Below are 20,060 nucleotides of genomic sequence, written 5' to 3'. Positions count from 1 at the left end.
TCAGCGGCTCGGCGTGACCCGCACCTTGACGTTCTTCATCAGCGGCTGGTCGCTCTGGACGCTGTAGTCGCTCGCCCCGATCAGCACGTTCATCTCCGGCATGTAGCCCGCGGCGCTGCCGCGCGGCAGGTCGTAGCGCAGCGCGCGGTAGCCACGGAGCGACCGGACGCTGCCGTCCTTGGAGGTGGCGACGATGTCGACCAGCGAGCCCTCCGCGATCCCGCGCGAGCGCATGTCGTCCTCGTGCATCAGGATCAACGTACGCAGGTTCTTGATGCCCCGGTAGCGGTCGTCGTCGGAGTAGATCGTGGTGTTCCACTGGTCGTGGGAGCGCATCGTCTGGAGCACGAGTACGTCATCGTCGGCCGGGATCACGTCGGGCAGCGGCGTCGCGGAGAACTCCGCCAGGCCGGACGGCGTGTTGAAGACCAGGTCGCGGGCGGGCTGCTTGAGCCGGAAGCCCAGCGGGAGCCGGACCCGGCGGTTGAAGTCCTCGAAGCCGATCAGGGCCTTGGCCATCACGTCGCGGATCCGGTCGTAGTCCTCGACCCAGTCCTCCCACGGGCTGGCACTCGCGGGCAGGGTCGCCCGCGCCAACCCGGCGATGATCGCGGGCTCCGAGAGAAGGTGGGGCGAGGCGGGCCGCTTCATCCCGCGGGAGAGGTGGACCATGCTCATCGAGTCCTCGACCGAGGTCTCCTGGAGACCGCCGGCCTGGTGGTCCTTCTCGGTGCGGCCCAGGCAGGGGAGGATCAGCGCCTTGCGGCCGTGGACCAGGTGGCTGCGGTTGAGCTTGGTGCTCACCTGGACGGTCAGCTCGCAGTTTCGCAGGCCGCTGGTGGTGTAGGCGGTGTCGGGAGCGGCCATGACGAAGTTGCCGCCCATGCCGACGAACACCTTGACGTCACCCTCGTCCATGGCTCGGATGACGCCCACGGTGTCGAGGCCGCGCTCGCGCGGCGGGGTGATGCCGCAGACCTCGCCGAGGCGGTCGAGGAACGCGCCGGTCGGCTTGTGGTCGATGCCGCAGGTGCGGTTGCCCTGCACGTTGCTGTGGCCGCGTACGGGGGAGGGGCCGGCACCCTCGCGGCCGAGGTTGCCGCGAAGGAGAAGGACGTTGACGATCTCCCGCACGGTGTCGACGCCGTGCTCGTGCTGGGTGACGCCGAGGCACCAGCTGATCAGCGTACGGTCGGAGGCGGAGTAGACCGCCGCGGCCCTGCGGATGTCGGCCTCGCTCAGCCCGGCCTGGCGGGTGAGGTCGTCCCAGGAGGTCGACTCGACCAGCGACCGGTAGGCCTCGAAGCCCGAGGTGTAGCGCTCGATGAACTCGAGGTCGAGCGCCTTCGGGTCGGTGCGGTGCTCCTCGAGCAGTGCCTTCGCCATCCCGCGCAGCAGCGCCAGGTCGCCACCCGGGCGGACCTGCAGGTTGAGGGTGCTGGTGCGGGTGGCCTTGAAGAGCGCCATGTCGACGAACTCATGCGGGATGATCGCCTCGCGTGCGGCCGCCTCCACCAGCGGGTTGATGTGCACGATCTGGGCGCCGCGGTCGTAGGCCTCGGTCAGCGCGGTCAGCATCCGGGGCGCGTTGGAGGCCGCGTTGACGCCCAGGACGAAGAGCGCCTCGGCGGTCTCCCAGTCCTTGAGGTCCGCGGTGCCCTTGCCGGTGCCGAGCGCGGCGGTGAGGGCGCGCCCCGAGGCCTCGTGACACATGTTGGAGCAGTCGGGCAGGTTGTTGGTGCCGAACTCGCGCGCCCAGAGCTGGTAGAGGAAGGTGGCCTCGTTGCCGAGCCGGCCCGAGGTGTAGAAGGCCGCCTCGTCGGGCGAGCCGAGAGCCCGCAGCGACGAGCCGACCAGCTCGAACGCGTCCGCCCAGGAGATCGGCAGATAGCGGTCGCTCGCCTCGTCGTAGACCATCGGCTCGGTGAGCCGGCCCTGGTCCTCGAGGTCGAAGTCGGACCAGGTCTCCAGCTCGGTGACCGTGTGGGCTGCGAAGAAGTCGCGGTCCACGCGCTTGCTCGTCATCTCCCAGACGACGTGCTTCATCCCGTTCTCGCACAGGTCGAGCTTGAGACCCTTCAGATCGTCGGGCCAGGCGCAGCCGGGACAGTCGAACCCGTCGTTCTCGTGGTTCATCTTGAACATCGCCCGGGTCCCGGAGGCGATGGCGTGCTCGCGGGAGAGCACCTTCATGACCGAGGTCGCCGCGCCCCACCCGGCCGCCGGGTGGTGGTAGTCGCGTCGCTTCCACTCACCCGTGGGCACGGGCCCCTCGCCGGAGGTGTCCTGGTCGACCATCTCGCGCTCCTGTGCATGTCGTCACCGCTCGGCGAGCCGGCCGGCCGCCTCCCTGTCGACGCTAACCGCGTGGAGGCCCCGTCGCGAGCGGCAACGCACCTGGCGGCGCGATCGTGTCGGCGCCGACAGCGCGAGTGGTTGTCGGCGACAACCCGGGCCTCGCGCGGCTCGAGTCGAGGCGGCTCGAATTGAGTACGGCGGCTCAGGCGCAGCCCATGGGGCTGCGACCAGACTGCTGCCATGTCCCTGCTGCGTCACCACCTGTTCGCGCCCGCCACGTCGGCCTTCCTGGGCGTCCTGAGCCTGGCCACGGTGCTCTGCTTCCACTTCCCCGAGCTGCTGACCAGCCGTGAGTTCCGCGCGATCTACACCGAGGACTTCGCGCGTACGCTGCTGCTGATCGGCCTGGCGGCGGCCTTCTTCGTCGGCACGATCGCGGTGCTGCGCGACCAGCACAAGCGGATGGCGTTCATCGGCGTCGGCACGGCGACCGTGGCCGTGCTGCTCGGCGGCACCGAGGTCCCGTTCGACGGCCCGGTGAAGGACACGCCGTTCTCCCTCGGCCTCGACTGGTTCGTGCTCGCCCTGTTCTTCTCCGCACTGGTCTTCATCCCGCTCGAGCACGCCTTCGCCCGCCGCCCGGTGCCGGTCTTCCGGCCGGGGTGGCGCACCGATGCGTGCTACTTCTTCATGAGCCACGTCCTCGTCCAGCTCATCCTGATCCTGGTCACCACCTCGACCTCGCTGGTGGTCGCGTCGGTGAAGGTGCCGGTCGTACAGGCTTGGATCGACGGCCTGCCGTTCCTCGCGGCCTTCCTGCTCGCCGTCTTCCTCGCCGACCTCGCCCAGGCGGTGCTGCACCGCTGCTACCACCGGATCATGGTGCTGTGGCGCTTCCACGCGGTGCACCACTCCAGCCCCGAGCTCGACTGGCTGGCAGGCTCGCGGGTGCACTTCGTCGAGACCGTGCTGACCCGCAGCATCGTGCTGCTGCCGCTGCTGTTCCTCGGCTTCTCGACCTCGGTCGTCAACGCGTACGCCGTCCTGGTCGGGATCCAGGCGGTGGTCGCGCACGCCAACCTCGGCATCCGTTTCGGCCTTCTCGAGTATCTGATCGTGCTGCCCCGCTACCACCACTGGCACCACGCCCGGCACCTCGACTACTGGGACCGCAACTACGCCATCCACCTGCCGGTGATCGACATGCTGATGGGCTCCTTCAAGCTGCCCCGCGACGGCAGCTGGCCCGAGGAGTACGGCGTCCTCAAGCGCGAGACCGTCCCGGTCGGGATCATCGCCCAGCACGTCGCCCCGTTCCGCGGCCACCGGACCTACGACGAGTACGTCCACTGATGCCGCCGGGCCGATCTCGGGCAAGGCCGTGTGGCAAGATTCCCGCCATGAAGCCTGCGGCTGTTCTCTGGGACATGGACGGCACCCTGGTCGACACCGAGCCCTACTGGATCGAGGCCGAGTACGCCATCGCCGAGCGGTTCGGAGCGACCTGGTCCGAGGAGCAGGCGATGGAGCTCGTCGGCAACGCGTTGATCGAGTCGGCGCGGCTGGTCAAGGTGGGGATGGGGCTGCCGCACGAGCCGGAGGAGATCGTCGAGATGCTCCTCGACGGCGTGGTCGAGCGGGTGGAGCGTGAGGTGCCGTGGCGGCCGGGTGCGCGCGAGCTGCTCACCGACCTGGTCGAGCAGGGTGTGCCGTGCGCGCTGGTGACGATGTCGTACGCCCGCTTCGTCGCCCCGATCCTCGAGCAGCTGCCCGAGGGCGCTTTCAAGGTGATCGTCACCGGGGACATGGTCGCCAACGGCAAGCCGCATCCCGAGCCCTACCTCACCGCGGCCGCGGCTCTCGGGGTCGGTGCCGCCGACACGGTCGCCATCGAGGACTCCAACACCGGCGCCCGCTCCGCCGAGGCCGCCGGCTGCACCGTCCTGGTCATCGAGAACCACGTCCCGGTCGCCCCCGGCGAACGCCGGGTCTTCCGCGACACGCTCGAGGGAATGACGTACGCCGACCTGGCTGCCCTCTGAGCCCGCGGGGTCATCTAGGGTGCCTTTCGTGGGCCACATCCAGATCACTCCGTCCATCCTCAACGCCGACTTCGCAGCCCTCGGGGCCGAGGTCGCCCGGATCCCCAGCGCCGACTGGATCCATGTCGACGTGATGGACAACCACTTCGTGCCCAACCTGACCTTCGGGCCGACGATGGTCGAGGCGATCGCGCGGTCGACGTCGGTGCCGCTCGACGCCCACCTGATGATCGAGAACGCCGACCGCGAGGCCCCGGCCTACGTCGAGGCCGGCTGCGGCTCGGTGACGTTCCACGTCGAGGCCACCAAGGCGCCGGTGCGGCTGGCCCGAGAGATCCGCGCCAAGGGCGCTCGCGCCTCGATGGCGTTGAAGCCGGCGACCCCGATCGAGCCCTACGAGGACATGCTCGCCGAGCTCGACATGGTGCTGCTGATGACCGTCGAACCCGGCTTCGGCGGGCAGAAGTTCCTCGACCTGGTGCTGCCGAAGATCCGCCGGGCGCGGGCGATGATGGACAAGGCCGGCGTCGAGACCTGGCTGCAGGTCGACGGCGGAGTGTCGTTGGAGACGATCGAGCGCTGCGCCGAGGCGGGCGCCGACGTCTTCGTCGCCGGCTCCGCGGTCTACTCGGCCGACGATCCCGACGCGATGGTCAACGCGCTGCGGGAGAAGGCCGTCTCAGCTGTCGACGCCTGATCGGGCGTCGTGGCGCACGTGTGGCACACTGGTTCCAGACGAGCTTGTGCTCGCGTGCTCTGGGGTCGGTGAAATTCCGAGCCGGCGGTGACTGGACGAAAGTTCAGAAGTCCGCGACCCGATGACAGCCAGTCATCGGTTGACCAGGTGCCAGAAGGAAACTTCTCAGTCCTGGACCGACGGTTAAAGTCCGGATGGGAAGACGCACGCAGCCCGATTCGTCGTGACCGCCCTGATTGGAAAGGGTGCGACGCGATGTATCGAGCCTGACCCCGGAGTCCGCGAGACGGACCAGAGGGGATCAGATGAAGTGCTTGGACCAGCGTGACCCGGAGCCGGGGGCGATGCGTCGCGCCCTGGACCTGGCCGCTGCGATCGGCGCCCCGGGACCTGCCACCTACCCGAACCCACGGGTGGGCTGCGTACTCCTGGGGTCGGACGGGTCGATGATCGCCGAGGGGTTCCACCGCGGGCCCGGGACCGCGCACGCCGAGGTCGACGCGCTGGCCAAGGCCGGGGAGGCTGCCCGCGGCGCGACCGCCGTGGTCACTCTCGAGCCGTGCAACCACACCGGCCGCACCGGCCCCTGCTCGCAGGCGCTGATCGAGGCAGGTGTGGCCCGCGTCGTCTACGCCCAGGCCGATCCCAACCCGGTCGCCGCCGGCGGCGCCGCGACGCTGAAGCAGGCGGGTGTCGAGGTCGAGCAGGGCCTGTACGCCGCGGAGTCCCGTGACCTCAACCGGGTCTGGACCCGGGCGGCCGAGCTCCAGCGCCCCTACGTCACCTGGAAGTTCGCCACCACGCTCGACGGGCGCAGCGCTGCCGCCGACGGCACCTCGCGCTGGGTCTCCTCGCGCGCCGCGCGCCTCGACACCCACAAGCTGCGGGCGCTGAGCGACACGATGCTGGTCGGCACCAACACCGTCGCCGTCGACGACCCCGCGCTGACGGTTCGCGATCTGGAGGACCGGCCGGTCGGCGTACAGCCGCTCCGGGTCGTCATGGGGTCGCGCGATCTTCCTGCCGAGCGTCGGATCTTCGACGATCAGGCCCCGTCGCTTCATCTCCGCACCCGCGACCCGCGCGAGGCCCTGGCCGCGCTGTGGGAGCGCGAGCGTCGTCATGTCTTTCTCGAGGGCGGGCCGACGCTGGCCGCGGCCTTCCTCGAGGCGGCACTCGTGGACGAGATCGTCGTCTACGTCGCCCCGTTCCTGCTCGGCGCCGGCCGCTCGGCCGTCGCCGACCTCGGGATCACCACCATCTCCGATGCCTTCCGGCCGCGAGTGCGTTCCGTCGACGTGCTCGCACCAGCCGCGCCGGGCGAGGAGCCGAACGTGCGCTTCATCTTGGAACCGCAGAAAGGGGAGCAGTGATGTTCACCGGGATTGTTGAGGAGCTCGGCACCGTCGCCGGGATCGAGGACCAGGGCGACGCCGTACGCCTGACCATCTCCGCCACCACGGTGCTGTCGGACGCCGAGCTGGGCGCCTCCATCGCGGTCAACGGCTGCTGCCTGACCGTCGCCACGTTGGGCGAGGGCGAGTGGACGGCCGATGTGATGCTGGAGACGCTCAAGCGGACGAGCCTGCACGCGTTGGCGGTCGGCGACCAGGTCAACCTGGAGCGCGCGGTCACTCCCGCGACCCGGCTGGGCGGTCACATCGTCCAGGGGCACGTCGACGGCGTCGGCCGCATCGTCTCGCGCGAGCCGAGCGAGCACTGGGAGGTCGTCACGATCTCACTGCCTCCCGAGCTGGTGCGCTACGTAGTCGAGAAGGGCTCGATCGCGGTCGACGGGATCAGCCTCACCGTCGTCTCCGTGACCGATGACGCGTTCACGGTCAGCCTCATCCCCGAGACCCTGGCGCGTACGTCGCTGGGGTTCCGGGCCGTCGGCGACGAGGTCAACCTCGAGACCGACATCATCGCCAAGCACGTCGAGAAGCTCCTGGAAGGGGTTCGGCCGTGAATATCGAGCACAGCACAGAGCAGTACGTAGGGGTCCGACTCGATCCGGTCGAGAACGCGATCGCCGATCTGGCGGCCGGGAAGCCGGTCGTGGTCGTCGACGACGAGGACCGGGAGAACGAGGGAGACCTGATCTTCTCGGCCGAGCTGGCGACTCCGGAGGTGATGGCGTTCGCGATCCGCTGGTCCTCCGGCGTGATCTGCGTGGCGCTGCCGGGGGAGCGGCTCGACGCCCTCGAGCTGCCCCCGATGACTCGTGTCAACGAGGACCGCAAGCAGACCGCTTACGCGGTGTCGGTCGATGCCCGTGAGGGCGTCTCGACAGGCATCTCGGCGGCCGACCGGGCGCTCACGACCCGGCTGCTCGCCGGTCCGCACTCCGTGGCCGGTGACCTGACCCGGCCGGGCCATGTCTTCCCGCTGCGCGCCCGCGACGGGGGAGTCCTCGTGCGGGTCGGTCACACCGAGGCGGCCGTCGACCTGACCCGGCTGGCGGGTCTGGAGCCCGCCGGTGCCCTGGTCGAGCTGGTCAACGACGACGGGACCATGCAGCGCGCCCCGCAGCTGCGGGAGTTCGCCGACGAGCACGGTCTCGCGATGATCTCGATCGCCGACCTGGTCACCTACCGGCGGCGTACGGAGGTGCTGGTCGAGCGTCGCGCGGTGACGCGGCTGCCCACCGAGTTCGGTGAGTTCACCGCCTACGGCTACCGCACCACCGACGACGGGGTCGAGCACGTCGCGCTCGTCCACGGCGACATCTCCGGGTGCGATCCGGTCCTCGCCCGGGTGCACTCGGAGTGCCTGACCGGCGACGTGTTCGGGTCGCAGCGCTGTGACTGCGGGCCGCAGCTTCGTGAGGCGCTCGGGCGGATCGCGGAGGCCGGCTGCGGGGTGGTCGTCTACCTGCGCGGGCACGAGGGCCGCGGGATCGGGCTGCTCGCCAAGCTGCAGGCCTACCAGCTGCAGGACGGTGGCCGCGACACGGTCGACGCCAACCTCGATCTTGGCCTGCCGGCCGACGCCCGGCACTACGGCGCCGCCTCGCAGATCCTGCGCGACCTCAAGATCGACTCGGTGCGCCTGCTGACCAACAACCCCGAGAAGGTCAGCCACCTCGAGACGTACGGTGTCGAGGTCGCCGAGCGGGTGCCGCTCACCCCGCGGCCCAACGAGCACAACCTCGCCTACCTGCTGACCAAGCGTGACCGGATGGGTCACGCGCTGCCCGATCTGTCTGAGGAGAACCGATGAGTGGCAAGGGAGCCCCGACCCCCGAGGTCGTCGACGCGAGCGACCTGCGGGTCGCCGTGGTGGCCGCGCGCTGGCACGACGAGGTCATGAACGGCCTGCTGAACGGCGCGGAGCGGGCACTGAAGGACGCCTCGGTCGGCGGCTTGACCGTCGTCCGGGTGCCGGGCGCGTTCGAGCTCCCGGTCGCCGCGGCCGCGCTCGCCAAGTCGGGCTACGACGCCATCGTCGCGCTCGGTGTCGTCATCCGTGGCGGCACCCCGCACTTCGACTACGTCTGCTCGGCCGCCACCGATGGCCTGAACCGGGTCGCGATCGACCACATCATCCCGGTCGGTTTCGGCCTGCTGACCTGTGACAACGAAGAGCAGGCGCTCGACCGGGCCGGGCTCGAGGGGTCCGCGGAGGACAAGGGCTATGAGGCCGCCGCGGCGGCCATGGAGACCGCGCTCACGCTGCGCGACTGCGTACGTCACTACTGACGACGCGTCATGGCGGGCTCAGGCGGTGCGCGTCGCGACCAGATCACCCTGGCGGCGGCGCGCACCCGGGTCCTGTCGGGCCGATGCCTGGCCCACGACGAGCCCGTGCGGGGCGAGCAGCTCTCCCAGCGCCTCGGCGGACCAGTAGTAGGCGGTGTGCACCGCGTGGTCGAAGGCCTCGCCGGGTGTGCCGTCGAAGAACCCGATCAGCGCTGACCCGCCGGGTTCGAGCACGCGGGCGAACTCGCTCAGGATCTCGGGGAGCTCGGTGGGCGGGGTGTGGATGATCGAGTACCACGCCAGGATCCCTCCGACCGAGCTGTCCTCGAGCGGGAGCGCGGCGAGGTCCGCTCGCTCGAAGCCGACGTCTGGATACCGCGCTCGTGCGGCGGCGACGAACTCGGCCGAGGCATCCAGACCTACCACCTCGCGTACGCCGCCGGTGGTGAGCTCCTGGCTCCAGAGCCCGGGACCGCAGCCGGCGTCCAGGAGACGGCCGGTCGTGGAGTCCCGCCAGGTGGTGATCGCGTCGCGGTCGCGCTCGGCGAGCTTGTCGATCGTTCCGAACAGGTCGATGTATTCAGCTGCGCGGCCGTCGTAGGCGGCGCCGATCTCGGTCATGGTCATCGGGGGTTGAGGGTAACGGCTTCGGGTGCGGTTCGCTGGCCGCCATCGTATGGGGGATCTGGATGTGTGTCGGGACTGCTGCACGGATAGGTGACATCTGATCCTGCAGCAGTCCCTTTGCCATCGTGTAGGCGGGATGTGCTCCCAGCCACCGAGGAGCCAGATTGAGCGGCGGCGAGAGGGAGAGGATGTGGGGGTTGGTGCCTTCGCGCAGGTACGGCAGCGCCTTGCTGGCCAGCAGGTAGGTGCCGCGCAGCTGGATCTGAGTCATCAGGTCGAACCGCTTGACGGGTAGGTCCTCGGTTCCGTCGACCGCGAGGGCCGATGCGTTGTTCACGACGATGTCGGTGCCACCGAATCGCGACCGTGCCGACCTCGGACCCGCGCACGCCGCCCAAAACGCGGGGTCGGTGAAGACGGTCCAGGCCCGGCTCGGTCACGCCACGGCGGGGGGAGACCTTGGGGGGTTCTGCGTTGGCTGGAGCTGGCCGGGTTGCGGACTCTGTGCGGACCGATGGCCCCTCTGGTCAGCGTTCTGCCTGATCAGAGGCCAGGTGGCGGACGGGCTGGCCTGTAAGCCGGGTTCCGTTCCCGTGGGCGTGTTTATTGGTGGTCGCTGACGGTATATGACGGTTGACCTGCGAAAACGCGAATCTCGAAAGCGGTTGTCGACGATCGGTGATGACTCTCGTCCGGACAGTAGACGGACAGTAGACGGGCCGGAGCAAGGGCAGGTGTCAGGGTGCGAGGTAGGTGCGCAGATGAGCCATCGTGGTGTCGAGCAGGTCGGGGAGCGGGGCGTCCGCGCAGCGAGCGCCGCGTCGCGGGGGCGGGGCTAGTGGTGTCGAGGTGGTAGCTGATGTCGCGCACGGTCATCCCGCCGGCGTAGAGGCTGATGATCATCTCGTCGAGCCCGCCCAAGCGGCGACTGCCCTTGGGGACCAGCCGCGGGGTGAACGACCCCTCGCGATCACGCGGGACCGCGAGGTCGACGTCGTCGACCTGGGTCGCGACCGTCTTCGGCGTGGTGCCGTTGCGGGAGTTGGTGAACGCCGCGGCCTCCGGGGCGCCCTTCTCATAGCCCAGGTGATCGGCTAGCTCGGTGTGCAGGCCGCGCTCGAGGGTGGCCTTGATCAACTCGGGGATGAACCCGCCGTCGCCGGTCAGGTCGATCTCGCCGGCATCGATCTGGGCGAACAGCCCGTCCAACGCACCCGAAGCAGCCAGCTCCGCGGCCGCGGCACGACCCGGGCCAGCGGCCCGAGCAGCACGCTTCGCTGCAGTCTTGCTCGGCTTCTCAGTCACGTCAGTCCCAGTGGGCTCAGTAGTCACAGCGGTCATGATGGTCCTTTCTCGGGACCGACCCCTTACACAGACCATCTGACACGCCCCAAGCTGCGCCACGCGGTCGAGTGCGGGTTCAACCGGCTCAAACAGTGGCGGGCGGTGGCCACCAGGTACGACAAGCTCCAGGTCAGGTCGACGCCACCGTCACGATCGCCATCAACGACTTCTGGCTGACCAGCCTGGCCAGGCACGCACGCACTGACCGTCCCTGACGCCTTCCTGCGTCCCCGACTGGCATGCTGGTGGCGTGGAGTACTACGCCGATGCTGAGGGTGGCGACTACGTCCAGGACCCCGATCACGCCGAGGTGTTGTCCCTGATCAAGCGCCTGAACACAACCACCAACACCTTCGTCGTGCTCTACCCGACCGACCACGACCTGGAGTGGTTTATCTCGGTCGCGACCAGCCGCGGCCCCTTCGGCGGCTACGAAGTCGAACGCTACGACCCCACCACCGGCGAAAAGGCCAAGACCACCTCCGCCGCCCCAGGCCAGATCGCCACCGACGTCCTGGCCTGGGTCACCCAACGCTGAAGACTTCCGAAACAGCCCCTAGTTGGCGTTGAGCGGATTTGCGACTGACTGAAGTGCACGAGATCGACTTCGTTTCAGATGTTGATGATGCGGCGCCGCGGGTGACAACGGAGCAGCTTCGCCACGACACTCGAATCGAGCGGACACAGGCTCGGTTGCAGCGATTGCGGGAGGTGATGGACGAGTGACAACTGTTGGCGACCTCTTGGACGATCTCAGTGACGCCGTCGCGGGCAGACCGACTACCTACACCACAGCCTCTGCAGCCAACGACGTCTATGAGGCCATGTTTTCGGGCTGGTCGTGCGAGCCGCGGCGCTGCCGGCGGACGGGTGCGATACGAGGATGTGCATGGGGGACTCGCTGGGGGAAGGCTTGTCTTCCGTACAAGTCCGGGGATGCTGTACTCCGTCACCCACCCATATACCCATGCAGTGGTGGGGTCTGTTGCACGGCTCGATGAAGGGCGGGTTCCTCGGCGGAGTGGTGCGGAGGACATTCGGCATCCGCAGGATCTGCTTCGGGTCACGGCCGGCCTTCCGGGCGGCGTCGTCGATGATCTTGTTGCCACACGCGACAGCACCCTCGGGTAGCCACAGTAGGGACGGCAGCCAGCCGTCGCCCTTGGTCCCCACGATGCGTTGCATCCGAAAGCTTGTACGCCCCTACCCAGATCGGGATCTCGTGAGCCGCGGTCCCCGCTGTGCGCCGGCGACACGCTGGAACTGACCGTCGACGCTCAATGGGCCGGGCGTCCTGATATCCCACAGTCCGCGGATGATGTCGAGCGCCTCGTCCAGACCGGTGACGACATCGGCCGGGCTCAGCAGGGGAGCCCCATCGCGGCCATCGGTCGGAGTAGCCACCTGATCCGATGCGGCCCGCCCGCCGCTGAGCTGGTTGACCCGCTTCCAAGCTCGGTAAGTGCGGTTCGAGGATGCCCGAGAAGCGAAAGAAGTACACCGGATCCCGCCCGTTGCGGTCATCGGCTTCGTCCGGTATGAATACCTAATAACATTTAGAGAATGATAGGTCGCCTGCGAGCGGCTGTGTGGAGGACCAGATGGCGCGCATGGACGGGAAAGTTGTCATCGTCACCGGGGGCGCTCGTGGTCTTGGCGCGGCAGCTTGCCGGGCCTTGACCTCGGAAGGCGCAGCCGTCGTAGTGACGGACGTGCTTGACGAGATCGGTAGCAAGACGGTGGCGGAGATCGAGGCAGCCGGTGGCACTGCCCGCTATCAGTCGCTCGACGTACGCGACGCGGACGCGTGGAGCACTGTCGTCCGGCAGACCGTAGACAAGTTCGGCGCCATCGATGCGCTCGTCAACAATGCGGGCGTGATCCTGCCGAAGACGATCGAGGAGGCGACGGTCGAGGAGTTCAGGAGTGTCATGGACGTCAACCTGTACGGCGCCTTCCTCGGGATCCAGGCCGTCCTGCCGACTCTCAAGTCCCGGGGCGGCGGCGCGATCGTCAATGTCTCTTCCAACTCCACAGAGATGATTGTGCCGACGTCGACGTACTACGCGGCCAGCAAAGCGGCGCTGGCGAATCTCACGAAGACGACGGCCATTCATGCCGCGCTCAAGGGCTACGGAATTCGTGCCAACTCGATCCACCCCGGCCCACACGCTACGGAGATGATCGAGAGCGTCGCGCACCTGCCGCACATAGCGGCGATGCGTGACGCGGTGCCATTGGGGCGGTTCGGCGACCCCGCGGACTTCGGTCAGCTCGTGGTCTTCCTGGCTTCGGACGAGAGCAGCTACATCACCGCGTCGGAGTTCTTCATCGACGGCGGCATGACCCGCGTCTCCTTTGCGAGCCCTCGCGACTGAGACGGGCGAGGTGAGCTTGCCTGCGACACGAGATCGCCGCCCTCTTCGGATGGAAACGCGCCTCTACGTCGCGGCGCCAGAGGCGTTCTCGACGACGGCACGAGCCGCGACTGCTCGAACGGGCACCCCTGCCGAGCGGACCGACCGTCAGGGTCCTATCCCCGGCACTGGTAGCGTGACGGGTCCGCGCGGAACGCGGTAGGGCTGGTGCCGGCCCAGCGCTTGAATGCCGTGGCGAAGGCAGTCGGCTCGGCATAGCCAAGGCGACGGGCGAGGTCTGTGATCGAGACATTGCTGCTGGCCAGCGCCTCCCTAGCGACCGCGAAGCGGGCTTGGTCGCGCAGTTCCCGAAAACTCATGTTGGCCGATAGGAGGCGTCGCTGAAGTGTGCGCTTCGACATGTTGAGCAAGGCAGCGAGCTCGGTCAGTCCGGTGGCCATGGGTGACGTGCGGGTCATGGCGGCAGTCACGCTTGCCTTCCAATCGACGTCGAGCCGGAACTGACGCGACAAGCGCCGCGCTTCCTCGAGGTAGGTCTGGAACTGCAGTTCATCACCATGAGGCAGGGGCCGGGTCGACATCGTCGTCGACCACTTGAGTTGCAGCGCCTCGGCGCCGTACTGGATCGGCGCCCGGATCTTCGCACTCAGCTGCGCGTCGAGGTCTGAGAGAGGCACCGTGATCTGCGTGTAGGGGAACGGGCCCTCCCAGAGTTCCTCCTGCGCGCCGATCGTTGCAGCGAGATCGCGGTGGACCGAGAACTCGACAAGGTCGCGCGGCGTCTGTGCGTAGTCGAGCTGGAGCCCTGCGACCACCCCGTCGCTTTCGATCGCAGTCATCTCGCAGAACGAGTAGTAGAGATCGACATTCTCCGCAACGGCGCGCGTCCAATCTCGGATTGTCGGGGCGGTCATCATCGCGAAGCCGTTCGACCGAAGCGTCGGTAAGCGGTAGCGGAAGCCGAGTTCGGCCCAGTGTCCCCGCCGGTTTGCCGTCAGCCGGGCGAACGCGGACTGGAACGCGAGTTCCTGCCCCCCGGTGAGCAAGCCGCCCGCCGTGCTGAGGGCCGAGGGCTCGATCTGGGCCTCGCGGATCGCAGGCTGCGGATCTATGCCGTTCTCGACAAGGAGATCATGCATGAGCCGAACGCTCATGTTCGGAAAGCGCACGTTCTTGTACGTGGCAGGCACATGTTGGCTACCCTCCCGGTTCTCTCGCGAGTGACGCTAGTGGTGGTCTGTGCGCGGGACAAGCGTGAACTTGTCGCGAATTCACAGCCAGTTGACGAGAACTCGAAGGCGCAGGCCCGTCCTGTTTCTGTAGCGTAGGTCACATCTTAATAGTTTTAATGATTGCCAAGAAGCACTCTTGGCAATGCCCGGAGACGACGGAGCTGGCATGAGCATCGATGTACGAGCGAGCGGTGGCATCAGGGAGGCATTCGTGGGCGTCGACGTAGGTGGGACGCACACCGACGTACAGGTGGTCTACGGCACCGATGAGGCGCGTGGCAAGGCGTTGACCACGTACGACGACTTCAGTGTCGGTGTCCTCAACGCGGTGGAGGCCGCCGCGGAGAATCTCGGCATCGCGCGTGAGGATCTTCTCAACTCGACTCGGCTGCTGGTCAATGCGACCACCGTCGTCACCAATGCCATCACGCAGCTCAAGGGTGCGAAGGTGGGGGTGCTGGTTACCGCGGGCTTCCGAGACGAGTTCCGCTTCGCCGGCGGGACGCGGTTGCGGCAGGTCGACGACCACATGCAGACCAACGTCCCTGACATCGTCGCGCGGCGCGACATCTTCGAGATCGAGGAGCGCATTGACGCATTGGGGCGTGAGCTGGTCCCACTCTCGGAGGACGAGGTTCTGGAAGCCGCCCGGGTCCTGGTGGAGGAGCGCGGCGTGACCGGGATCGCGGTGTGCTTCTTGTCCAGCTACGCGAACCCGGCGCACGAGGAGCGTGCGGTCGAGCTGATCGAACAGCGGTACCCCGACCTGTTCGTCATCGCATCGAGCAAGGCGGGCTCACTGCGTGGGGAATATCCGCGGTGGATGACGGCCGTGTTGAGCGCGTTCGTCCATGAGGATGCGCGGATCTTCCTGCGCACGCTCGGCAGGAAGCTCAAGGATGCGGGGCTCGCCGGCCAGGCGGTGTTCTTCCAGGGCCTTGGCGGCGGTATCAGCCAGGCCCGGGCCGAGCAGGTTCCACTCGCGTTGCTGGGCGCCGGACCCGCGGGCGGTGCCGCGGGCGCCCGCGACCTCGCGCGTCGCCTCGGTCATGACAGGGTCCTGCTCGGTGACATGGGGGGTACGAGCTTCGACACCGGGCTGGTCTTCGACGGTGACATCCAGATTGAGAAGAACATCCGCATCGGCCGGTTCAGAACCGCGTTGCCCCTGGTCGACGTCGTGTCCGTGGGGGCCGGCGGCGGCAGCATCGCGTCGATCAGCGAGCGCGGGGTGCCTCAGGTTGGCCCGAGAAGTGCCGGGTCGACGCCGGGACCCGCTTCTTACGGGTTCGGCGGCATCGAGCCGACGGTGACCGATGCGATGGTGGCGATGAACCTGATCGACCCGAAGAACTACCTGAGTGGGAAGCTCACCCTTCACCCAGAACTTGCCGAGAGTGCGCTCTCCTCAGCGATCGCCGAGCCGATGGGTTGGACAGCGGAGGAGTCCGCTGCGGCGGTGCACGACCTCGTGGTCGCGAACAGCGCGAACGCGATGCGTGAGGTCAGCGTCTCTCGTGGCCATGATCCGAGAGATTTCGTGTTCTACGCCTATGGCGGCACCCTGCCATGGTTCGCAGCGCAGATCGCGCGATCCCTCGACATCAGCACCGTCGTCATTCCACACAACAGCTCGGTCTTCTGCGCCCGCGGACTCCTGGTGTCGGACTTCGTGATCCGGCAGGACCGCACGGTGCAGTCCATGCTCCTCGGACAGGACGAGATTGATCGCGTCAATGCGGTTTCGGAGGAGCTGACCTCGTTATGCCGCTCGATGATGGCAGCCGAGGGCTTCGCGGAGGACGAGATCGAGATCACGCACAGCGGGGACTTCCAGTTCGCCGGTCAGGTGCACGCGCTGGATATGACGCTCCCGAGCGACAGCCTCAGCCAGGATGACGTGCCCGCCCTGCAGCGCAGGTTCACCGAGGTCTACGAGCGCACGTACGGCAAGGGCACGGCCTGGCCGATCCCCCCTCAGATGCTCAACTGCACGGTGACGGCTCGTGGGCGCCTCCCACATCCGCAGATCAAGCAGGCGCTGTTGGATCCTCGGTCTCCGGACGAGATGGTCAAGCATCGTCGCGAGGTCTTTCTTCCCGCGGAGCGCCGGCGAGTGGAGATCCCGGTGTACGACGAGGCGCTGTTCACGCACGGCAGCCAGATTGAGGGCCCGGCGCTGGTGGAGTCCATCGACACAACGCTGCTGGTTCCGAGCGGTGTCGTCGCGGAACGCGACGAGCTCATGAACTTCGTCCTCACCCTTCCCAAGGAGTCCTGAGATGACCACCACGACCGAACACGACCCGGTAGCTGTCGAGATCCACCGCAAGGCCCTCGAGAACATCGTCAACGAGATGGCGATCACGCTCACTCGGACATCCGGATCCCCGGTCGTCTACGAGGTGCAGGACTTCGCGACCGCGCTCCTCGACCGTGCCGGTGAGCACCTGGCGATGTCCTCGACGCTCGTCTTCCATGCCGGGTCCTCGCTGATGGGCACGCGGCTGGTCATCGAGACCCTCGGGGATGGGGAGGTGCGCAAGGGGGATGGCTGGATCCTCAACGACCCGTTCGAGGGCGGCGCGCTGCACCAGGCCGACGTCGCGATCATCACGCCCACGTTCTACGGTGACGAGCACATCGGTTGGGCGTTCTCGAACGTCCACGTGGCTGACATCGGCGGCTCCGGGGTGTCGGGGTTCGCGCCGAGTGCCACCTCGGTGTACGAGGAGGGGCTGCGCTTCCCGGCCACGCGCATCATCGAGAACGGCGTACTGGACCCGAACTGGGAGCGGTACATCGCGAACAACGTGCGCGTCGCGCCCCTGGTGCTGAACGACCTCCGCAGCATGATGGCCGCGAGCAACGTGGCTCAGGAGAAGCTGAGCGCGGTCGTCGACAGGTACGGCTCTGAGAGGTTTCGGGAGTACTGCGAGATCAACAAGTCCCTCACCGAGGACACGCTGCGGTCTCGGATCGAGCTTATCCCCGACGGCACGTACCACTGCCGGGAGATGGTCGAGTACGACGGTCAGGGCACCGATGAGGTGCTCGACGTGACTCTCGCCCTCACCATCGAGGGATCTCAGATGAGACTGGACTTCGAGGGCGATGACCAGATCACGGCGCTGATCAACGGCACCACGGGCGTTGCCCATGGCTGGGCAATGGTCGCACTCCTGACGACGCTCGCCTACGGAGACGTGCCCTTCAACGCCGGGATGTGGCGTCCGATCACAATCGGGCTCGGGCGATCGGGGACGATCGTCAACGCGGAGCCGCCGGCGCCGGTGAGCGGCGCTCACGGAACGGCGGGCCTCGCCATCCTGCGTGCCATCAAGGGAGCGCTGAACCAGGCCTTCTCGCTGAGCACGGACGCGACGATCCGGTCTCGTGTCGGAGCTGTAGGCGACACATCTGGACCGCTGACACCGCTCGCCGGGGTCGGCCGAGGGGGCATCCCGGTGGTCGTCTTCTTCATGGACGCAGTCGCGGGGATCGGGGGTGGCGCGCAGAGCAGTTTCGACGGGCAGGACCTCTACGGCTCATCGACGACTCTCGGTGTGAGCCTCGCGAGTATCGAGACCAATGAGGGCAACAACCCCGCGCTGTATCTGTGGCGGCGCCTCGTCAAGAACTCTGGCGGGCCTGGGCTCTACCGCGGCGGGCAGTCGCTGGAAACAGCGTTCTCGCTCTACGACACCGACTTGGTGCAGGGGGCGCTGACGATGGCGGTCGCCCAAGAGCCGGCGAACGGGGTCGGCGGAGGACTCCCGGGCGGCAACGGGCTCGTCAAGGCGATCCACGGCACGAACGTCCAGGAGCGGCTCGCTGCCCGGCAGCAGACCTTGGAGGCCACGATCGAGGGCACCACACCTGACTATCCGTCGAACGTCGGCCACTTCGTCGCACGCCTCGGGGACGTGGTGATCATGCGCGGCGGCGGCGGGGCTGGGCTGGGCGATCCGCTACTCCGCGACCCCGAGCTCGTCGCCCGCGACGTCGCCGACCTCTACATCACGCGGCAGAACGCCAGCGCCGGGTACGGAGTCGCGCTCACGGACGCCGGAAGCGTCGACGTAGCCGCGACAGCGTCGCTGCGGGAGAAGATCCGGCGCGAGCGGATCGATGGCGAACCCTCGCTCCCGCAGCGCGCCCCCGTGGACGCCGGTATCGCCATGGTGGAGAACGCCGAGGGCTGGTCCTGCGCCAGCTGCGACAGCCAGCTGGCGGTGCTCGGCGAGAACTGGCGAGCTGGCGCGGTACGACGGACGACGCCGGCCTTCGAACGGCTTGCGGAGCTCGACATGTGGACTCGTCCGCGTAAGGAGGCTGAGTCGATCCGCCTCACCGAGTACTTCTGCCCGTCCTGTGCTGCGGCGCTCGGCACGGACCTGCACCAGGCGGACGCCGAGCCGACGCCAGCCGTGTCCAGCGGAGTCTGACCAGGTCGCCGAAATCGTCAGGTCAGTACCGAGTCGATATCTATTGATATATTATAGAGATAGAGTAGGGTGCTGGTCGTGAGTACTACGACCTCGGCGATTGCTGAGCTGGCCGCGACTGGCAAGCCGATCGGCGTGGGCATCATCGGTCTAGGTGCGGCGGACAGCTGGGCCGCGACGAGCCACAAGCCCGCTCTCGAGGCGGTCGACGGCTACGAGTTGCGGGCGCTGTCGGCGAGCTCGTCGGAGTCGGCGAGCCGATGGGGCGAGGTTCATGGGATCTCGCGTACCTTCGGCACCGCCGACGATCTGGCTGCCTGCGACGAGGTGGACCTCGTGATCGTCGCAGTGAAGGTTCCGCACCACCTCGAACTCGTCACGAGCGTGCTGGAGGCCGGGAAGCCCGTGCTGTGCGAGTGGCCGCTGGGCAACGGTCTCGCTGAGGCGGAGCAGATGGCGGCGCTGGCTCGGGAGCAATCTGTGCCCACCGCAGTCGGGCTCCAGGCCCGGTCGCACCCCGCGGTGCGTTATCTCGGCTCGCTGGTGGACGATGGCTACGTCGGCGAGGTGCTGTCCACGACGGTGGTCGGCTCCGGCGGCACCTGGGGCGGCCAGATCGTCCCGAGGAACCGGTACACGCTCGACGTCACCAAGGGCGCGAGTCTGCTGACCATCCCGTTCGGCCACACGCTGGACGGCTTCGCCTCCGCGCTCGGTGAGCCCCAGGATCTGCAGATCAGACAGGCACGGCGGCGGACGGCGAGTCGGGACGCCGAGACGGGGGAGATGGTGCCGATGACGGTGCCGGACCAGATCGTCGCCTCGGGCACGCTTCCGGGCGGGGCTGTGGCGACATTCCACTACCGCGGAGGAATGAGCAGGGCGACCAACTTCCGGTGGGAGATCAACGGCGCCGAGGGTGACATCGTCGTGACGGCGTCCACCGGGCACCTCCAGTTGGCAACTCCAACGGTCGAGGGCGCTCGCGGAGCGGAGAAGTACCTGTCCCCGCTGCCGGTGCCGGCGGAGTTCATACAGGTGCCCACACTCGACCCGGTGGCCCAAGCACCGGCGTACGCCGTCGCCCACGCCTACCAACAGCTCCTTGCTGATCTCCGTGAGGGAACTTCGCTGGTGCCGGACTTCACCCACGCCGTGCAGCGCCATCGCAGCATCGCGGTCGCCGCACACTGACGGCCGTGGATGACGGGTAAAGATCCGTTCGAGTAGCGCCAACATCGCGCTCGCCAACTGCACGTCGCGACCGGAGCCAATCGTCGATGACTACCGATA

The 20,060-nt window shown here is 67.8% G+C and carries 15 protein-coding genes, 2 pseudogenes and 1 riboswitch; of the genes and pseudogenes, 12 read left to right on the top strand and 5 right to left on the bottom strand.

Translation table 11 applies throughout. The features are described 5' to 3' along the window. The gene (locus tag ACIA03_RS08125) at positions 1-2,298 is read right to left on the bottom strand and encodes an FdhF/YdeP family oxidoreductase (protein WP_396981024.1); all 2,298 of its coding nucleotides are present in this window, start codon (positions 2,296-2,298) and stop codon (positions 1-3) included. A 240-nt stretch (positions 2,299-2,538) separates the two neighbouring features. Between ACIA03_RS08125 and ACIA03_RS08120 the strand changes: the two genes are divergently transcribed. The 7 genes from ACIA03_RS08120 (at position 2,539) to ribH (ending at position 8,738) form a co-directional block, all read left to right on the top strand. Continuing rightward, positions 2,539-3,651 (top strand): sterol desaturase family protein, encoded by a 1,113-nt coding sequence (locus ACIA03_RS08120; RefSeq protein WP_396981022.1) that lies wholly within the window; start codon positions 2,539-2,541, stop codon positions 3,649-3,651. A 47-nt stretch (positions 3,652-3,698) separates the two neighbouring features. Further along, positions 3,699-4,340, top strand: a complete 642-nt coding sequence (locus tag ACIA03_RS08115) for an HAD family hydrolase (RefSeq protein ID WP_396981020.1) — start codon at positions 3,699-3,701, stop codon at positions 4,338-4,340. A gap of 28 nt (positions 4,341-4,368) precedes the next feature. Further along, entirely contained in the window at positions 4,369-5,037 is a 669-nt protein-coding gene (gene rpe, locus ACIA03_RS08110) for a ribulose-phosphate 3-epimerase (protein ID WP_141793668.1), read from the top strand. 50 nt (positions 5,038-5,087) lie between these two features. Next, positions 5,088-5,249, top strand: a riboswitch (FMN riboswitch). Between the two features lie 93 nt (positions 5,250-5,342). Further along, positions 5,343-6,410, top strand: a complete 1,068-nt coding sequence (ribD, locus tag ACIA03_RS08105) for a bifunctional diaminohydroxyphosphoribosylaminopyrimidine deaminase/5-amino-6-(5-phosphoribosylamino)uracil reductase RibD (protein WP_396981018.1) — start codon at positions 5,343-5,345, stop codon at positions 6,408-6,410. Then, complete coding sequence (locus tag ACIA03_RS08100; protein ID WP_396981016.1) at positions 6,410-7,006, top strand: riboflavin synthase; 597 nt, start codon at positions 6,410-6,412, stop codon at positions 7,004-7,006. Before ribD ends, ACIA03_RS08100 begins: the two co-directional genes overlap by 1 nt. Continuing rightward, complete coding sequence (locus ACIA03_RS08095; protein ID WP_396981014.1) at positions 7,003-8,259, top strand: bifunctional 3,4-dihydroxy-2-butanone-4-phosphate synthase/GTP cyclohydrolase II; 1,257 nt, start codon at positions 7,003-7,005, stop codon at positions 8,257-8,259. The genes ACIA03_RS08100 and ACIA03_RS08095 overlap by 4 nt, the downstream gene beginning before the upstream one ends. Then, positions 8,256-8,738: a 6,7-dimethyl-8-ribityllumazine synthase gene (ribH, locus tag ACIA03_RS08090; protein WP_396981012.1), complete on the top strand. Its 483-nt coding sequence runs from the start codon at positions 8,256-8,258 to the stop codon at positions 8,736-8,738. The genes ACIA03_RS08095 and ribH overlap by 4 nt, the downstream gene beginning before the upstream one ends. 18 nt (positions 8,739-8,756) lie before the next feature. On the opposite strand, the gene ACIA03_RS08085 is transcribed toward ribH, so the two are convergent. From ACIA03_RS08085 to ACIA03_RS08075, 3 genes and pseudogenes are all read right to left on the bottom strand, one after another. Then, the gene (locus ACIA03_RS08085) at positions 8,757-9,365 is read right to left on the bottom strand and encodes a class I SAM-dependent methyltransferase (RefSeq protein WP_396981010.1); all 609 of its coding nucleotides are present in this window, start codon (positions 9,363-9,365) and stop codon (positions 8,757-8,759) included. Further along, positions 9,319-9,726 (bottom strand): annotated as a pseudogene (locus tag ACIA03_RS08080) (hypothetical protein); the annotation flags it as partial. The pseudogene ACIA03_RS08080 and the gene ACIA03_RS08085, both read right to left, overlap by 47 nt. 476 nt (positions 9,727-10,202) lie before the next feature. Beyond that, positions 10,203-10,706: pseudogene (locus ACIA03_RS08075) on the bottom strand (transposase); the annotation flags it as partial. Positions 10,707-10,959: 253 nt separating this feature from the next. On the opposite strand from ACIA03_RS08075, the gene ACIA03_RS08070 reads away from it, so the two are divergent. Together ACIA03_RS08070 and ACIA03_RS08065 are read left to right on the top strand one after the other, a co-directional pair. Beyond that, a complete protein-coding gene (locus ACIA03_RS08070; RefSeq protein WP_396981008.1) occupies positions 10,960-11,247 on the top strand; it encodes a hypothetical protein in 288 nt (95 codons plus the stop codon). A 1,063-nt stretch (positions 11,248-12,310) separates the two neighbouring features. Further along, positions 12,311-13,087 (top strand): SDR family NAD(P)-dependent oxidoreductase, encoded by a 777-nt coding sequence (locus tag ACIA03_RS08065; protein WP_396981006.1) that lies wholly within the window; start codon positions 12,311-12,313, stop codon positions 13,085-13,087. 155 nt (positions 13,088-13,242) lie between these two features. Here the strand turns inward: ACIA03_RS08065 and ACIA03_RS08060 are convergent, their stop codons facing one another. Further along, positions 13,243-14,277, bottom strand: coding sequence for a helix-turn-helix domain-containing protein (locus tag ACIA03_RS08060; protein WP_396981004.1), 1,035 nt, complete (start codon positions 14,275-14,277; stop codon positions 13,243-13,245). A gap of 253 nt (positions 14,278-14,530) precedes the next feature. Between ACIA03_RS08060 and ACIA03_RS08055 the strand changes: the two genes are divergently transcribed. The 3 genes from ACIA03_RS08055 (at position 14,531) to ACIA03_RS08045 (ending at position 19,961) form a co-directional block, all read left to right on the top strand. Next, complete coding sequence (locus ACIA03_RS08055) at positions 14,531-16,600, top strand: hydantoinase/oxoprolinase family protein (protein WP_396981002.1); 2,070 nt, start codon at positions 14,531-14,533, stop codon at positions 16,598-16,600. A gap of 1 nt (position 16,601) precedes the next feature. Then, positions 16,602-18,767, top strand: coding sequence for a hydantoinase B/oxoprolinase family protein (locus tag ACIA03_RS08050; protein ID WP_396981000.1), 2,166 nt, complete (start codon positions 16,602-16,604; stop codon positions 18,765-18,767). Positions 18,768-18,845: 78 nt separating this feature from the next. Beyond that, positions 18,846-19,961 carry a Gfo/Idh/MocA family protein gene (locus ACIA03_RS08045; protein ID WP_396980998.1) on the top strand — a complete coding sequence of 372 codons (1,116 nt, stop codon included), beginning with the start codon at positions 18,846-18,848 and terminating at the stop codon, positions 19,959-19,961. The last annotated feature ends 99 nt before the right edge of the window (positions 19,962-20,060 follow it).

The sequence above is a fragment of the Nocardioides sp. NPDC051685 genome, from assembly GCF_044453405.1.
GTDB lineage: Bacteria > Actinomycetota > Actinomycetes > Propionibacteriales > Nocardioidaceae > Nocardioides.
The sequence above is the reverse complement of the archived record's forward strand: the minus strand, read 5'-3'. Positions and strand labels throughout refer to the sequence as shown.

What these genes read in the sequence shown, in the direction of transcription:
- ACIA03_RS08120 (WP_396981022.1), top strand. Translation starts at nt 2,539, where the DNA reads ATGTCCCTGCTGCGTCACCACCTGTTCGCGCCCGCCACGTCGGCCTTC.
- ACIA03_RS08115 (WP_396981020.1), top strand. Translation starts at nt 3,699, where the DNA reads ATGAAGCCTGCGGCTGTTCTCTGGGACATGGACGGCACCCTGGTCGAC.
- ACIA03_RS08100 (WP_396981016.1), top strand. Translation starts at nt 6,410, where the DNA reads ATGTTCACCGGGATTGTTGAGGAGCTCGGCACCGTCGCCGGGATCGAG.
- ACIA03_RS08085 (WP_396981010.1), bottom strand. Translation starts at nt 9,365, where the DNA reads ATGACCATGACCGAGATCGGCGCCGCCTACGACGGCCGCGCAGCTGAA.
- ACIA03_RS08050 (WP_396981000.1), top strand. Translation starts at nt 16,602, where the DNA reads ATGACCACCACGACCGAACACGACCCGGTAGCTGTCGAGATCCACCGC.
- ACIA03_RS08065 (WP_396981006.1), top strand. Translation starts at nt 12,311, where the DNA reads ATGGCGCGCATGGACGGGAAAGTTGTCATCGTCACCGGGGGCGCTCGT.
- ACIA03_RS08125 (WP_396981024.1), bottom strand. Translation starts at nt 2,298, where the DNA reads ATGGTCGACCAGGACACCTCCGGCGAGGGGCCCGTGCCCACGGGTGAG.
- ribD (WP_396981018.1), top strand. Translation starts at nt 5,343, where the DNA reads ATGAAGTGCTTGGACCAGCGTGACCCGGAGCCGGGGGCGATGCGTCGC.
- ribH (WP_396981012.1), top strand. Translation starts at nt 8,256, where the DNA reads ATGAGTGGCAAGGGAGCCCCGACCCCCGAGGTCGTCGACGCGAGCGAC.